This window comes from Amycolatopsis sp. PSD-21 (assembly GCF_055561455.1).
The window spans coordinates 40,358-54,387 of sequence record NZ_CM145712.1 but is presented as its reverse complement, the minus strand read 5'-3'; the positions used below and the strand labels follow the sequence as shown (position 1 = coordinate 54,387).

Genomic DNA, 14,030 nt, shown 5'->3' with positions numbered 1-14,030 from the left:
GTTCTCTTCGTGTAGCCATCGTGGGTGCCGGTCCGGCCGGCATCTACGCCGCCGACATCCTCGACAAGTCCGACGCCGACGTGACGATCGACCTGTTCGAGCGCATGCCGGCGCCGTTCGGGCTGATCCGGTACGGCGTCGCGCCCGACCACCCCCGGATCAAGGGCATCGTCACCGCCCTGCACAAGGTCCTCGACAAGCCGAACATCCGGCTGCTTGGCAACGTCGATTACGGGACCGACCTGAAACTCGACGACCTGCGCCAGTTCTACGACGCGGTGATCTTCTCGACCGGCGCCATGGCCGACCGCGCGCTCGACATCCCCGGGATCGACCTCGACGGCAGCTACGGCGCCGCCGACTTCGTCTCCTGGTACGACGGGCATCCGGACGTGCCGCGCACCTGGCCGCTGAACGCGACCTCGGTCGCGGTCCTCGGGGTCGGGAACGTGGCGCTCGACGTGGCGCGGATCCTCGCGAAGACCGCCGACGAGCTGCTCAGCACCGACATCCCGGACAACGTCTACCAGGGGCTGAAGGCCAGCCCGGTCACCGACGTGCACGTGTTCGGCCGTCGTGGCCCGGCGCAGGCGAAGTTCACGCCGCTGGAGCTGCGCGAGCTGGACCACTCGCCGAACGTCGAGGTCATCGTCTACCCCGAGGACATCGAGTTCGACGAGGGCAGCATCGCCGCGCTGCGGGCGTCGAAGCAGATCGACATGGTCGTGAAGACGCTGCAGGAGTGGGCGATCCGCGACCAGGGCGACCGGCCGAAGCGGCTGCACCTGCACTTCCTGCACTCGCCGTGCGAGATCGTTGGCGAGGACGGCAAGGTGACCGGCCTGCGGACCGAGCGCACCGAGCTGACCGGTGACGGCAACGTTCGCGGCACCGGCGAGTTCCACGACTGGGACGTCCAGGCCGTCTACCGCGCGGTGGGCTACCTGTCGTCGCACCTGCCGGAGATCCCGTTCGACCACACCACCGGCACCGTGCCGAACCAGGCGGGCCGGGTGCTGGACATCGACGACGAGCAGGTGCCGGGCGTCTACGTGACCGGCTGGATCAAACGCGGCCCGGTCGGCCTCATCGGCCACACCAAGGGCGACGCGGCCGAAACGATCGCGAGCCTGCTGGCCGACGCCGACAACCTCACGGCTCCGGCCGTCGAGGACCCCGACGCGATCCTCGGTTTCCTCACCGAACGCGGCGTTCCCTTCACCACTTGGGAGGGCTGGGGCAAGCTCGACGCCCACGAGAAGTCCCTCGGCGCCCCGCACGGCCGGGAACGCGTGAAGGTCGTCGAACGCGACGAGATGACCCGCATCTCGCGAGGCTGACAACTGCGCGTGAAGGCCCCCTTCCCTCGGCTGAGTCGAGGGAAGGGGGCCTTCACGCTGAGCCGAGGTAAGTCAGGACCGCGAGGACCCGGCGATTCGTGTCGTCCGAGGCGACGATGCCGAGCTTCGCGAAGATGTTCGCGGTGTGCTTCCCCACGGCACCCTCGCTGAAGTGCAGCCGCGAAGCGATGGCGGCGTTGGAGCAGCCCTCCGCCATCAGCCCGAGCACCTCGCGTTCGCGCGGGGTCAGCGCGGAAAGGGGGTCGGAAGCGTTGCCCGCCACCAGTTTCGCGATCACTTCGGGATCCATCGCGGTTCCGCCGCCCGCCACCCGCCGCACCGCGTCGATGAACTGGTCCGCGTTGAACACCCTGTCCTTCAGCAGATAGCCGATCGCGCCGGCCCCGTCGGCCAGCAGTTCCCGCGCGTAGAGCTGCTCGACGTGTTGTGACAGAACGAGAATCGGCAGGCCGGGGATGTCACGCCGCACCGCCAGCGCGACCTGGAGTCCTTCGTCGGTGAGTGTCGGCGGCATCCGGACGTCGACGACCGAGACGTCGGGCCGATGGGTGCGCAGCGCCCGGTCCAGTTCCGGCCCGGTGCCCACCGCCTCGACGACGTCGAAACCGTGCGCGGTCAGCAAATGCGTCAAGCCGTCTCGGAGGAGGTACTGGTCCTCGGCGACGACGCATCGGGGTCGAGCTGGCACGGGATCTCCATGATCGCCTTCGTCGGCCCGCCGGGCGGGCTGGTCAGAGCAAAACTACCGTCGAAGGCGCCCAGCCTGCGTTCGATCCCGCGAATCCCGCTCCCCCTGGCCGCGTTCGCGCCGCCCTTGCCGTCGTCGGTCACCTCGATCCGCAACAGGCCGTCCTCGTAGCCCAGTTCGATCGACACTCGCCGCGCCTCGCCATGCTTCGCGGCGTTGCCCAGCAACTCGCTGACCGCGAAGTACGCGCACGCCTCGGCGGGCTGCTCCAGCCGAGGCAGGACGCCGTTCACCGAAGCCCGCAGTGGACTGTCCAGCGCCATCGCCCGCACCGCGTCACCGAGCCCGCGCTCGGACAACACCGGCGGGTGAATCCCGCGCACCAGCAGCCGCAATTCGGTCAGCGTCTCGGACGACGTCTGCCGAAGCTCGGCCGCCAGCCGTTTCGCCGCGGCCGGGTCGCTGTCGATCAGCGCTTCGACCGCGCCCAGCTTCATCCCCATCGCGACCAGCCGCGACTGGACGCCGTCGTGCAGATCGCGCTCGATACGCCGCAGCTCGGCGGCCTGCGCGACCGACGCGTCGGTCCGCGTCTGCTTCAGCCGTTCGACTCGCTGCGCCAGCCGCGAAGCCTCTGTCGGCCCGAGAAGCAGCTTCGTGAAGCGCGCTCCCGAGCGGGCCAGCCACGGCGCCACGAGGAGCCCCGCGACGACCGCAGCCACCGCGACCGGAGTCAGCGCGAGCGCTTGCCCGACAGGCCGCCACACCCACAGCGCCGCCACAGCCCAGAGTCCGGAGAACACCAGCGCCGCGGTCGGCACCACCATCAGCAGCAGCACCACGGAATCGACCACCGCGGCCGCCAGGTCACGCCACGTCGCCCGGTCTCGTATGACCCAGCGCAAGCGCGCCAGCCGCGCCGGCCACCACGGTGTGTCGTACAGCTGCCGTCCGTACTGGTACATCCCGTCCGCCCGGGGGACGGGGAACGGCGGCTCCGGCAGGTACGGCCGGTCGATCCGCACCCCGGTCCAGTTCTTGGCCTCGCGGCGCAGGGTGTCGGTCACCGAGCGGCCGGCGACGACCATCGTCGGGAACAGCGGCGACGGCCAGATCAGGCTGAGCAGCGTCGGGATCGCCATCCCCAGTTGCGCGATCGAGAGCGCGAACAGGCCCAGCTGGAATCCCAGCGCCTTCGACCCGCTCCTCACCCAGCCGTCCCCGGCGCGAGCCGGACGGGGTCCGAGCCACCAGCGCGTCCATTTCCCGTACAGCCGGAGCGCGCGCGGCCCGGACAGCAGCACCGCGGGTATCAGCAACAGGCCCGCGACCGGATTCCACAGTTGCCAGCCGAGGTCGCGCCCGGTCGCGGGATCGTCGGAAATCCACTCGAACCGTTTGGTCCACTTGATGAACCACGACCGCTTGAACAGGCTGTTCCCGTCGCGGTACCAGCCATCGCGCTCGCGTTCCGGTTCCGGCGGCGCCGGCCGGTAGGGCGGTTCGACGTCGACACCGCACCAGCGTCCGGCCAGCCGCCTGGTGAGCGCGGCGCGCGGACGCGTGCCTTCGAGCGCCAGCGTGTAGGCGAAGACCAGGCCGACACAGAGCAGGCAGAAACCCACCAGTTCGAGCAGCAGGTCAAGCCAGCTCACCAGCGCCAAGCCCGCGAGCGCGAAGCCCCGGCGCACTGAGGTGAGGTAGGTGCGGATCATGCGACGAAGTCTTCCCCACCGGCCCGGCCCGGCACAGTGACCGCAGGCCCCCGATCAGGGTGGGTCCAGCCCCACCCCGGTTGTGGGTTCAGCGCCATTCTGGCCAAGTCCGTTGCGCCATAACGTTTTTCGCATGCCACTCATCGAAGTCAGCAACCTCCGCAAGACGTACGGGGAGCACGTCGCGGTCGACGACGTTTCGTTCCACGTGGAACAGGGCGAGATCTTCGGGATCCTCGGGACCAACGGCGCGGGCAAGACCACCACGGTCGAATGCCTCCAGGGACTGCGGACGCCGGACTCCGGTACCATGTCGGTCCTCGGTCTCGACCCCGGCAAGGACCACGGCGCCCTCCGGCAGCGCCTCGGCTCGCAGCTCCAGGAGAGCCGCCTGCCGGACAAGATCAAGGTCCACGAGGCGCTCGACCTCTACGCGTCCTTCTACGCGAATCCCGCCGACACCGGCGACCTGCTGGCGAAGCTGGGCCTCACCGGGCAGCGGGACCAGTACTTCGGCAAGCTTTCCGGCGGTCAGAAGCAGCGCGTCTCGATCGCGCTCGCGCTGGTCGGCCGTCCCGAGGTCGCCGTCCTCGACGAGCTGACCACCGGACTTGACCCGCACGCCCGCCGCGACACCTGGAAGCTCGTCGAGACCGTGCGCGACGCCGGCGTCACCGTCCTGCTCGTCACGCATTTCATGGACGAGGCCGAACGCCTCTGCGACCGCCTCGCGATCTTCGACGCCGGCCGCGTGGTCGCCACCGGCACCCCGGCCGCGCTCCGCGACCGCGCCGGGAAATCCACTTTGGACGAAGCCTTCGTGACCCTGACCGGCCGCGACTGATCCGAGGAGACGGAAATGAACACGCTCGCCAAGATCACCCTCACCGAAACGAAACTCGCTCTCCGCACACCCGGCTTCGTCCTCGGCGGGCTGCTCCTGCCGACAGCCATCACGGCCGTCCTCGGCGCCATTCCCGCCATTCGCGCGGACAGCGGGACAACGACGGGCATGCGCTTCCTCGATGCCTGGGTTCCGTCGATGATCGTGCTCACCATCGCCATGATGGGCCTGCAATCGATCCCCGGGATCATCGCGACCTACCGCGAACAGGGCATTCTCCGCCGCTTCGCCACCACCCCGGTGCACCCGGCCCAGCTGCTGGTGGCGCAGCTGATCATCAACGTCACCGTGACGATCGGCGGGGCCGGCATCCTCCTCGTGACGGCGGGCGCGGTCTTCGACGTCCCCACCCCGCGTCACCCGCTCGGCTTCCTGCTGACCTTCGTCCTCGGCACGACCGCGATCTTCGGCCTCGGCCTGATCGCGGCGGCGGTCGCCAAGACCAGCCGCGCCGCGGGCGGGATCGCGTTGATCGCCTACGTCCCGGTCATGTTCCTCGGCGGCGTCTGGCTGCCGCGCCCGTTGCTGCCGGAGGCCATCCGGGACGTCGGCGCGTACGTCCCGCCAGGGGTGAAGGCCCTCGAAGACGCCTGGACCGGCACCGGCGCGCAGCCGCTGCAACTCGCCGTTCTGGCGGCTTTCGCGGTGGGCAGTTGTGTCGTGGCGGCGAAGCTCTTTCGCTGGGAGTGACGACCGCTTCCGCCAAAGTGGTGATGATGATCGTTTTCTCTTGTGGCTTGGCCCGCGGGTGGGTAGTCAGGAAGACGGCCCACGTTCACTGTGTCTCTCTCGGAGGTCCGATGTCTCTGGATGTATCGCCCGCGCTGCTGGAGAAGGCCGAGCGCGGGGAGGTCTCCGACGCCGAATTCGTCGCCTGTGTCCGGGAATCCCTGCCCTACGCCTGGACCGTGATCACCGGTGTCATCGCGGAGGCCGAAGGCGCGGCCGACGGGTTCGCCGACAACGAGACGCCGCCGCCGAGCGAGGCCGAACGCGGCCAGCTGCTGCGGGCGCTGGCCTCGGACTCCATCCGCGGCGGACTGGAACGGCACTTCGGGGTGAAGCTGGCGTTCCAGAACTGCCACCGCGTCGCCGCGTTCAAACCGTCCCAAGTGGACAGTGACCGCTACCGCGCGTTCATCTCGGTGCGCGGCCAGCTGCTGAACCAGAGCCCCGAACTCCGCGACTGCTAGCCCCTCCGCAGCACGGGCAGGATCTCTTCCCCGATCCGCGCGATGTTCTCGAGCGTTCCCTCCGGCGTACCGGACGCTTCCACCATCATGATCACGTGGGAGACCCCGGTACGCCGGATGCTCGTTCCCAGCCGGTCGACGCAGTACTCCACGCCGCCGATCGGGTGCATCTCGCACAGCTTGTCGGTGTAGGAGACCGGGTCCTTGTCCAGCCCCCGCTTGCCGTCGAGGTACACGTGCCCGGCGAACCCCTCTTTCAGGGAACCCGGCAGCGCGGAGCGCACCACGTCCAGCGCGTCGTCCCCGACCTGGCACATCACCGTCGAGACGTGTTCGGCGGCGGAATCCCCGTACGCGGCAAGGGTTTCGATCTTGCCGTCGTCGTCGGTGTGCAGCCCGAGCAGCATCGGCAGCCCGCGATCGGCGGCGAGCCGGACCGCGTGTGAGCCGGCATCGCCGCAGGCCACGACCATGCGGGGCGCGCGCTCCGGCCGCGGCACCATCGGCACTTCACGGAAGTCGAAGTGCTCCCCCTTGGCCGAGACGGTCTTCGAGGTCATCGCCGTGAGCAGCAGGTCGAGGCTCTCCTCGAACCCGGTTTCGTAGCGGGCCGCGCCGGTGCCGAAGACCTCCAGGTCCTGCCACGGCCCGCCCCGGCCGACGCCGATCCGCAGGCGGCCGCCGGAAACCGCGTCGAGCAGCGACCACTGTTCGGCGAGCGCCACCGGATGCGCGACCGAGAGCACGCTCACCGCGGTGCCGACGGCGATCCGCTCGGTGCGGCCGAGCACGTGCGCGGCGAGGGTGATCGCGGACGGGCAGACGCCGTACGGCATGAAGTGGTGCTCGGCGAACCACACGTCGTCGAACCCGGCCCGTTCCGCGGCGATGGCGGCGTCGACCGACCGGCGCAGGACATCGGCGTCCTCCTGGCCGGGAAACCGGCCGGAGACGAGAAAGACTCCGAATCGCATACCTACTGGACCGAAACCTCGTTGAACCAGAGCCGCGGTTCCAGCCACGGGAAGACGACGAACATCAGCAGCGCCACGACCCCGAGCGCCAGCACGACCGCCGTCACGAGCTTCACCGCGAAGGGCCCCGGCAGCTTGCGCCAGATCCAGCCGTACATCAGCGCGCCTCCGAGATCTTGGGCAGGAGTTCGGCGTAGGTGCCGACCTGGTTCTTCGGCACCTGCTGTGCCAGCACCGCGTGGATGATGAGCCGTTCCTTCGCCGAGAACTTCGGGTGACACGTCGTCAGCGTGAGCAGCGAGACCTGGTCGGCCTTCGGCAGGATGCCGGGGTCCTTGTACGGCACCGGGTTCACCGTGTCGCCCTTGGTCGGGAACACGATGCGGCGGCCGTTGGTCTCGCCGTAGGCGCCGCCGTCGACGGCGTTCGGGTCGCGCAGGGTGCCGACGTTCTTGCACTTCGGCTGCGCGCCCTTGCCCGCCGCCCAGCCTTCGACCTCGTCCTTGTACGGCAGCACCTTGTAGATGTAGAAGTCGGTCTGCGTCTCGATGATGATCTGGTCGCACGAGCTGAGGTTGTCCAGGTCGTTGAACGGCGCGCCCTTGCCGACCCGGTGGCCGGCGATGGCGAAGTTGCCCGGCTCGCCCGGCAGCGCCGTGCCCTTGTAGTGGCCGGGGCCGACTTCGAGCGCGGCCTCGGTGGTGCCTTCCTGGATGGTGAAGTTGAAGTCGGCGCCGAACACCGGGATGTGGATCCTGGCGAACGCCTTCCCGTCGACCAGGTCCGGATGCAGCTGCCGGTCCTTGCCCCATTCGCCGTCCAGCTCCGAGCTGGCCTCGGACTGCTTGTTCGCGGAGAAGAGGTCGGTCACGTAGACCTCGTAGACCATGAACAGCAGCACCACGAGGCCCGCGGTGATGAGGAGCTCGCCGACGGTCCGGATGGCGGCGCCGCCCTTGCCCAGTTCGCGCGGCGGACGTTCTTCGGTCGCGGTGCCACCGCCGACCGGTTCGAAGACGACGGTCTCCTCGGTCGACCCCGGCGGAGGCGCGGGACGACGTCGAGGCGGCGGCGCGTCCGTCCGGCGGCGCGGCGGCGGCGGCCCGTCGTACGCCCTGCCCTCCGGCGGCCTCCGGCGAGGCACCGGCGCCGCTCCTTGGGCACGACGGGGCGGAATCGCGTCCTCCGGCCTCCGCCGGGGGGCCGGACGGCCTCCGCCGGGGGGTCGTTCGGGGTGGCGCCGTCGGTCCCCACCCGGCTCTTCCCGCTCAGCCACGCAAGCTCCTCAGTCTCGAACCAAGCCGCAGTGTCGAACCAGCACAATGTCGAACCGTGTGTGACACCAGTGTCACAGTGCGGGAAATCGACCGGTCCCGGACGGTGCCCAGCGGCGCTCGTTTACGTTAACGTGTGCACGTGGCGCTGGTTGCGCACCCGAAAGCGGGTCATCGCCACCAGGGAAGCCGAACAGTACGCGAGGAACACGATGCCGAAGTCCAAGGTCCGCAAGAAGACGGCGTACACCCCGCCGACCGACCGCCGCACGCCGGTGAAGGTCAAGGCGGCGGGCCCGTCGAACCTGTTCTACAAGATCGTGATGTTCGGCCTCATGTTGATCGGCCTGTTGTGGCTGGTCGTCAACTACATCGCGGGCGACAAGATCCCCTTCATGGCGGATCTGGGCAACACGAACTTCGCCATCGGTTTCGCCCTGATGATCGCCGGGTTGCTCATGACGATGCGGTGGCGGTGAGCATTACCCCGGTTGGCGGCTTGACGCCTAATTACACCGGTGTGACTCATCCCCAGTGTGGATAACCCCTGTGGATAACTACCCCACCTCTTGGGCGCCGCAGCAGAACGTTGTGGTAGTGGCCTGGGTGATCACCCTGTTGTTGCTGGCAGGCGTGCTGTGGCTGGCCTTCGGCGGCGACGTCGGCGGCACCGTCCTGACCGGGGTGGCGATGCTGTCCGTGGGCGCTCTCGCGCTGCACGGCACCCTGCTCCGTCCCCGGCTCGCCGCCGGACCGGACGGAATCCTCGCCAGGACCGTCGGCGGCGCGCACCGCTACTCCTGGTCCGAAGCCCGGCTGCGGCTGCGCACGACGCGACGGCTCGGCCGGGACAACCTGACCCTCGAGGTCGAATCCGGCGACCACCTGCTGGTGTTCGGCCGGATCGACCTCGGTGAGGACCCCAGGGACGTCCTGGACGTCCTCACCGCCCTCAAGGGTCAGGCGTTGTCGTAGTAGTGGACGTCGCCGTTCGGGCCGTGTGACCAGCCCGGGACGGCCGGTCCGACCGCGGGCGGCGCGTACTCCCCGAAGATCTCGTACGGCGCGGCCGGCGAACAGATCGGGTTGATCTTGACGACGCAGTTCCGCAGCGACCCGCTGAACTTCGCCTTCACGTGGCGGGGCCGCTGGTCCTCGACCACGGCCGAGCCCGCGGTGATCTCCCAGCCGGTGGCCGCGCCCGGGCCCGTCGTGCCGACGGTCTGCGTCGCCGCCGACGAGGTCACGCCGGGGTCGCCGAAGCAGATTTTCAACGCCGAATCGACGTAGGCGACACGCAGGGTGATCGTGCTGCCCGAGCCGAGGAAATAGCGTTTGGTGTAGGTGTGGCAGGTCTCGGCGGCTTGCCCGGCCTGTGCGACCGAAGGCGCCAGAGCCGTGGCCAGCGCGGCGACGGCGACGAGAGCTGCTGTTTTCCGGATCCTCATCTCAACCCCCAAGTTGATGTCGATGATCAACTCGAAGGTACCCAGGTTTGTTGCTTCTCCACCGGGTATTCGGATGACCCACACGGGGGAACTGAGGGCTACTCCGGGTAACAGACGTACGTCGGCGCGCCCCGGCTGGTGGTGAGCTCGCAGGACGCCGAAATCGTCTGCGAGTCCTTCCAGGCGATGAGCCCGATCATCGCCACCACGACGATCGCGATCCCGCCGAGCTGCCACTTCAGCCGGTTCTTGTCCGGGGCGTACAGCAGCGCGAAGGTGACCAGGAGCCCGGCGACGAAACCACCGGCGTGCCCGAGGATCGAGATACCGGGCACCTGGAAGGTGATGAAGACGTTCAGGCCGAGGATCACCAGCAGCCAGGTCGGATTGAGCCTGAGCTTGATGACGATGACCGTGTACGCGCCGATGAGCCCGAAGATGGCCCCGGACGCGCCGACCACCGGGACGGCGTCGAGACCGGCGAACACGAGGTTCGCGGCCGAACCGCCGAGCATGGAGACGAAGTAGAGCACCGTGAACGGCACGCGGCCGAGCGCGGTCTCCAGCGGGCGGCCGACGAACCACAGCGAGAACGCGTTGCTCGCGATGTGCAGCAGGCCGTACTGGAGGAAGCCCGAGGTGACGACGCGCCACCATTCGTCGCCAGCCAGCGTCGCCGGATTCCACAGCTGACCGAACTGGAACAGCTCGGAGAAGTTGTTGTTCGCGAGGCTGCCGGACTGGGCGACCGTGACGAAGAAGATGATGACGTTGAGCGCCAGGAGGACAGGCGTCACGACAGCCGTCTGAACGGGCTGGGCGCCCGCGAGCGTGCGCGCGCCGTACCCGGCGTCGCGGTACTGCTTCTGCTGGACGCGGTCCTGCTGCCGTCCCGCCTGGACGCAGTCGGTGCAGTGGAAGCCGACGGCGGCTTCGCGCAGGCAATCCGGGCAGGCCGGACGGCCGCAGCGTGAACAGCTCAGCCCGGTCTGACGGCTCGGGTGCCACCAGCAGCCGGGCATGGCGGCCTGCTGGTACTGGGGATTCGGTGGTTGGCTCACGATGCCACCAACCTACCGAAATCCCCAGTGACAGGCTCTGTGATCAGCGGCTGATGCTGACCTTCTCGATGACGATGTCCTGCAGCGGACGGTCGGCCGGACCGGTCGCCGTGCGGCCGATCGCGTCGACGACGTCGCGGGAAGCCTGGTCCGCGACCTCGCCGAAGATGGTGTGCTTGAAGTTCAGGTGCGTCGTCGGCGCGACGGTGATGAAGAACTGCGAGCCGTTGGTGCCGGGACCGGCGTTGGCCATGGCCAGCAGGTACGGCTTGGAGAACTGGAGCTCCGGGTGGAACTCGTCGCCGAACTTGTAGCCGGGGCCGCCGCGGCCGGTGCCGGTCGGGTCGCCGCCCTGCAGCATGAAACCGTCGATGACGCGGTGGAAGATCGACCCGTCGTAGAACGGGCCCGAGTTCGTGCCCTGAGCGTTGGGCTGGGTGTACTCCTTGCTGCCCTCGGCGAGCCCGACGAAGTTCGCGACCGTCTTCGGCGCGTGGTCGGGGAACAGGTTCAGGTTGATGTCACCCTGGTTGGTGTGCAGAGTGGCCTTCAGCGCGCCACCAACGAGGGATCCCTTGCTTTCAGTCACGAGCTTCATCGTGCCATCTGCGGCAAGATCTGGGGAAAAGGGGCACGATAGGTTACAAGCAACGAAGCAGAATCAAAACGATTGATGAGGTGAAGGCCATGACCCGGGCCGCAGATTCGGTGAGCGAGTCGGCGAAGGCCGGCGCGCTCGGCCTGCGCAAACGTGCCGTCGAGGCGGGTAAGGAAGCCACCGCCCACGCCGTAGAGGTAGCCGAGCAGAAGCTCTCCGAGAGCGCCGGTGAGATCGCTAAGACCAGCCGTCGCGCGCGCAAGAAGCTCGCGAAGAAGACGGAACTGACCCGCAAGGAGCTCAAGCGCAGCTCCAAGGCGGCTCGCAAGGAGGCGCTGGCCAGGATTTCCGAGATGCGGAAGCCGGGCCGCAAGGCGCGCAAGGCCGCCATCCAGGCCGCGAAGTCCGCCGGTGAGTCCAAGCGCCGGGGCAAGAAGGACTTCAAGGCCGCGAAGAAGGACTTCAAGGCCGCGCTCGTCGAGGCGAAGTCGGCGGCCAAGGGGACGCGCAAGCGTCGCCGTTGGCCGTGGGTGATCGGTATCGCCGTCGTCGGTGCCGGTGCCGCCTACGCGCTGCGTTCCAAGCAGGAGCCGCCGGTCGCGCCCGCGCCGCCGAAGGCTCCGCCCGCTCCGCCGGCGAAGCCCGCCGCTCCGGCGGCGGCCGCTCCGAAACCCGCTCCGGCGAAGCCCGCGGCTCCCGCGAAGCCCGCTGCTTCCGGTCCGGCCGCGGGTTCGGGTGCAGCCAAGCCCGCGGCGCCGAAGAACGGGCACCAGGCTTCGAACGCCTCCGCCGACAAGAAGAACTGACGCTTCACCCATATCTGCTATCGCGAAACGGGTCGCCCAGGACCGCAGTCCGGCCCTGGGCGGCCCTTTCACGTTCCGGTGAGTTCGTAGCCCGCTTCTTCGACGGCGGCGCGGACGTCGTCGATGTCGAGGTCCTGGTCGCTGGACACGGTGACCGTGCCGTCGTCGACGTCCACCGCCACGGCGGTGACGCCCGCGATGGTCTCGATCTCCTCGGCGACGAAAACCGCGCAGTGCCCGCAGGCCATTCCGTGCACGGCGTAGGTGCGCGCGCTCATGTCGCCGGCACGGTGCGGGTGAGCGTGTGTCCCCGGCGCATCCGGCCGTCGGGGGTGAACTCCCCGAAGAAGTAGACCTCCATCGTGAGGTCCTTGCCGCGATTCGTCACGTACAGGGTGCTCCGCGCGGCGATCCGGTCGCCGTCCGCCACCGCTTCGTGCACTTCCATCCGCCCCGTGGGACGGTTCTTGCGGACCGGGCGGGTGTGCGCGATGAGCTTCTCCCGGTCCATCCGGTGCCCGTCCGCGATGTGCACGATGTCCGGCGTGTGATGGCGGTCGACGACCACGCCCGCGTCTTCGTCGCTGTTCACCAGTTCGTCGTGGAAGGACGCGTGGAAATTCGCGATGAACTTCTTCGGATCGGTGCCGTGGAAGGGCGTCATGGTGCTCCCCAAGCCGCATGAGCTATCTCTTACACGATGTAAGATATCCGCCGGACGCGAAGCTTGACAAGGCGTAAGAAATACGAAGGGGCGCCGTCGCCCCCGACGTGATGTCGAGAGCGGACGGCGCCCCTTCGGATGTTCGGCTCAGCGCGTGGCTGAACGGGTCACGCGGTCGCGGCGTGCTTGTCGATCAGCTGGCCGAGGCGGGGAAGGGCCTCCTCGACGTTCTTCTTGCCGTTCGGGCGCAGCTTCGAGTAGACCTTCTTGATGCTGTCGCGGCTGCTCTTCTCGGCGCGCGAGTCGGTGACCGACAGGAGCGCGTCCGAGGCCTCGTCGCTGCGGCTGACCAGGTAGGCACCGAAGTCGTTGCCGCCCTTGGCCTTGTAGTCGCCGTAGAACGGCTCGAGGGCCACGGTGAAGTCGTCGAGCAGCGTGTCGACGGCGGCGGGGATGATGCCCGGCTTGATCTTCTTGACGGCGGCGAAGCCGGTCTTCACGACGGCACCCGAAACGCCGCCCTTGTCCGAGACCTCGGCGTCGACGAGACCTTCGAAGTCGCTCACGACCGCCGGGCGACGGCTGGAGTCGAGCAAGATTTCCTTGAGGGTGTCAGCCACGAAACCTGTCCTTTTGTCTTATGGGGAGAAATGATCTTTTGTGCCGCCGAGCCACACCGCAAGGCGGCCTCCGCCGGATCTGGCGCCCGCGCTGGTCCCGCGAAACCTCGCGCGTGCGGCACAGGGTAGTACAAGATCAACTTCACTCTGACGTGTGGATACCACTACCTAGAGCTTCAGCTCACCGATAGCCTCCTTCGCCACCGTACGTGCTTTGATGCTCTGCTTCTGGTTGGTGGTCACGACTACCGCGTTCCCACCTTTCGCGACGGCGTAAACGGCACCTTCGCCGGAAGGCTGGTAGCCGCCCTTCCAGCCCGCCGGTTCGTCGGCCGGGTTCGAGGTGTCGATGGGCGCGGCCTGATCCACCAGCGCCTTGGCCACGGCGGGTTCGCCGACGTACACGCGCACGGTGAGCTGCAGTTTCCCGCTCAGCGCATAGAAGAAACACGTCGGATGCGGCTGATCGGCCGAGGTCTTGACCTTGGAGACCTTCTGCCCGTTGGCGTCCGACACGAAAACGTTGCCGAGGTACGGGCACGGTCCCTTGCCGGTGGGTTCCGGGGCGGGCGGGATGCTGGGCGCCGCGGTCTTCGACGGCGCGGGCGAACTCGCCGCGGGCGGCGGCTGTTCCGTCGGCCCGCAGGCCGCCAGCAGCGGCACGACGAGCGGCAAGATCAGAAGACGTCGCATAGTGGCGTCCAGTGAAGCAGATCGCCGTTTT

At 68.4% G+C, this 14,030-nt stretch carries 19 protein-coding genes; 7 read left to right on the top strand and 12 right to left on the bottom strand.

The genetic code is table 11. The annotated features are described in order from the left end of the window. Window positions 1-20: 20 nt before the first annotated feature. Window positions 21-1,340, top strand: a complete 1,320-nt coding sequence (locus ACZ1DY_RS00305; protein ID WP_465485800.1) for an FAD-dependent oxidoreductase — start codon at window positions 21-23, stop codon at window positions 1,338-1,340. Between the two features lie 52 nt (window positions 1,341-1,392). Here the strand turns inward: ACZ1DY_RS00305 and ACZ1DY_RS00300 are convergent, their stop codons facing one another. Both ACZ1DY_RS00300 and ACZ1DY_RS00295 read right to left on the bottom strand, forming a co-directional pair. Next, complete coding sequence (locus ACZ1DY_RS00300) at window positions 1,393-2,049, bottom strand: response regulator (RefSeq protein ID WP_465483269.1); 657 nt, start codon at window positions 2,047-2,049, stop codon at window positions 1,393-1,395. Continuing rightward, window positions 1,989-3,764 carry a sensor histidine kinase gene (locus ACZ1DY_RS00295; RefSeq protein WP_465483268.1) on the bottom strand — a complete coding sequence of 592 codons (1,776 nt, stop codon included), beginning with the start codon at window positions 3,762-3,764 and terminating at the stop codon, window positions 1,989-1,991. Before ACZ1DY_RS00295 ends, ACZ1DY_RS00300 begins: the two co-directional genes overlap by 61 nt. A 133-nt stretch (window positions 3,765-3,897) precedes the next feature. Here ACZ1DY_RS00295 and ACZ1DY_RS00290 point away from each other — a divergent pair, with 133 nt between their 5' ends. The 3 genes from ACZ1DY_RS00290 to ACZ1DY_RS00280 all read left to right on the top strand — a co-directional run bounded on the left by ACZ1DY_RS00290 (window position 3,898) and on the right by ACZ1DY_RS00280 (window position 5,861). Continuing rightward, window positions 3,898-4,608, top strand: a complete 711-nt coding sequence (locus tag ACZ1DY_RS00290; protein WP_257483568.1) for an ABC transporter ATP-binding protein — start codon at window positions 3,898-3,900, stop codon at window positions 4,606-4,608. A gap of 15 nt (window positions 4,609-4,623) precedes the next feature. Continuing rightward, window positions 4,624-5,358: an ABC transporter permease gene (locus tag ACZ1DY_RS00285; RefSeq protein WP_465483267.1), complete on the top strand. Its 735-nt coding sequence runs from the start codon at window positions 4,624-4,626 to the stop codon at window positions 5,356-5,358. A gap of 110 nt (window positions 5,359-5,468) precedes the next feature. Further along, window positions 5,469-5,861: an SCO5389 family protein gene (locus ACZ1DY_RS00280; protein WP_034321968.1), complete on the top strand. Its 393-nt coding sequence runs from the start codon at window positions 5,469-5,471 to the stop codon at window positions 5,859-5,861. Here the strand turns inward: ACZ1DY_RS00280 and ACZ1DY_RS00275 are convergent. The 3 genes from ACZ1DY_RS00275 to ACZ1DY_RS00265 are packed head-to-tail and all read right to left on the bottom strand — an operon-like array spanning window position 5,858 to window position 7,979. Further along, a complete protein-coding gene (locus ACZ1DY_RS00275) occupies window positions 5,858-6,835 on the bottom strand; it encodes an LLM class flavin-dependent oxidoreductase (protein WP_465483266.1) in 978 nt (325 codons plus the stop codon). The two genes, ACZ1DY_RS00280 and ACZ1DY_RS00275, sit on opposite strands and share 4 nt — an antisense overlap. Window positions 6,836-6,837: 2 nt before the next feature. Further along, on the bottom strand, window positions 6,838-6,993 hold the full coding sequence (locus ACZ1DY_RS00270) for a hypothetical protein (protein ID WP_257483564.1): 156 nt from the start codon (window positions 6,991-6,993) through the stop codon (window positions 6,838-6,840). Next, the gene (locus tag ACZ1DY_RS00265) at window positions 6,993-7,979 is read right to left on the bottom strand and encodes a class E sortase (RefSeq protein WP_378234491.1); all 987 of its coding nucleotides are present in this window, start codon (window positions 7,977-7,979) and stop codon (window positions 6,993-6,995) included. Before ACZ1DY_RS00265 ends, ACZ1DY_RS00270 begins: the two co-directional genes overlap by 1 nt. 342 nt (window positions 7,980-8,321) lie before the next feature. Here ACZ1DY_RS00265 and crgA point away from each other — a divergent pair, with 342 nt between their 5' ends. Together crgA and ACZ1DY_RS00255 are read left to right on the top strand one after the other, a co-directional pair. After that, the gene (gene crgA, locus ACZ1DY_RS00260) at window positions 8,322-8,588 is read left to right on the top strand and encodes a cell division protein CrgA (protein ID WP_126734831.1); all 267 of its coding nucleotides are present in this window, start codon (window positions 8,322-8,324) and stop codon (window positions 8,586-8,588) included. A gap of 118 nt (window positions 8,589-8,706) precedes the next feature. Beyond that, complete coding sequence (locus ACZ1DY_RS00255; protein WP_192747326.1) at window positions 8,707-9,084, top strand: PH domain-containing protein; 378 nt, start codon at window positions 8,707-8,709, stop codon at window positions 9,082-9,084. Here ACZ1DY_RS00255 and ACZ1DY_RS00250 read toward each other — a convergent pair. From ACZ1DY_RS00250 to ACZ1DY_RS00240, 3 genes are all read right to left on the bottom strand, one after another. Then, on the bottom strand, window positions 9,069-9,557 hold the full coding sequence (locus ACZ1DY_RS00250; protein ID WP_465483265.1) for a hypothetical protein: 489 nt from the start codon (window positions 9,555-9,557) through the stop codon (window positions 9,069-9,071). The genes ACZ1DY_RS00255 and ACZ1DY_RS00250 overlap by 16 nt on opposite strands. A 98-nt stretch (window positions 9,558-9,655) precedes the next feature. Next, window positions 9,656-10,618: a rhomboid family intramembrane serine protease gene (locus tag ACZ1DY_RS00245; protein WP_465483264.1), complete on the bottom strand. Its 963-nt coding sequence runs from the start codon at window positions 10,616-10,618 to the stop codon at window positions 9,656-9,658. 43 nt (window positions 10,619-10,661) lie between these two features. Further along, complete coding sequence (locus ACZ1DY_RS00240; RefSeq protein ID WP_185927212.1) at window positions 10,662-11,216, bottom strand: peptidylprolyl isomerase; 555 nt, start codon at window positions 11,214-11,216, stop codon at window positions 10,662-10,664. An 89-nt stretch (window positions 11,217-11,305) separates the two neighbouring features. Between ACZ1DY_RS00240 and ACZ1DY_RS00235 the strand changes: the two genes are divergently transcribed. Continuing rightward, the gene (locus ACZ1DY_RS00235; protein WP_126734779.1) at window positions 11,306-12,022 is read left to right on the top strand and encodes a hypothetical protein; all 717 of its coding nucleotides are present in this window, start codon (window positions 11,306-11,308) and stop codon (window positions 12,020-12,022) included. A 68-nt stretch (window positions 12,023-12,090) separates the two neighbouring features. On the opposite strand, the gene ACZ1DY_RS00230 is transcribed toward ACZ1DY_RS00235, so the two are convergent. The 4 genes from ACZ1DY_RS00230 to ACZ1DY_RS00215 all read right to left on the bottom strand — a co-directional run bounded on the left by ACZ1DY_RS00230 (window position 12,091) and on the right by ACZ1DY_RS00215 (window position 13,999). Continuing rightward, the gene (locus tag ACZ1DY_RS00230; RefSeq protein ID WP_465483263.1) at window positions 12,091-12,300 is read right to left on the bottom strand and encodes a heavy-metal-associated domain-containing protein; all 210 of its coding nucleotides are present in this window, start codon (window positions 12,298-12,300) and stop codon (window positions 12,091-12,093) included. Beyond that, on the bottom strand, window positions 12,297-12,686 hold the full coding sequence (locus tag ACZ1DY_RS00225) for a nuclear transport factor 2 family protein (protein ID WP_465483262.1): 390 nt from the start codon (window positions 12,684-12,686) through the stop codon (window positions 12,297-12,299). Before ACZ1DY_RS00225 ends, ACZ1DY_RS00230 begins: the two co-directional genes overlap by 4 nt. Before the next feature lie 167 nt (window positions 12,687-12,853). Then, window positions 12,854-13,306, bottom strand: coding sequence for a DUF6918 family protein (locus ACZ1DY_RS00220; RefSeq protein WP_192747319.1), 453 nt, complete (start codon window positions 13,304-13,306; stop codon window positions 12,854-12,856). A 168-nt stretch (window positions 13,307-13,474) separates the two neighbouring features. After that, window positions 13,475-13,999, bottom strand: coding sequence for a DUF2020 domain-containing protein (locus ACZ1DY_RS00215; protein WP_465483261.1), 525 nt, complete (start codon window positions 13,997-13,999; stop codon window positions 13,475-13,477). Window positions 14,000-14,030 lie beyond the last annotated feature (31 nt).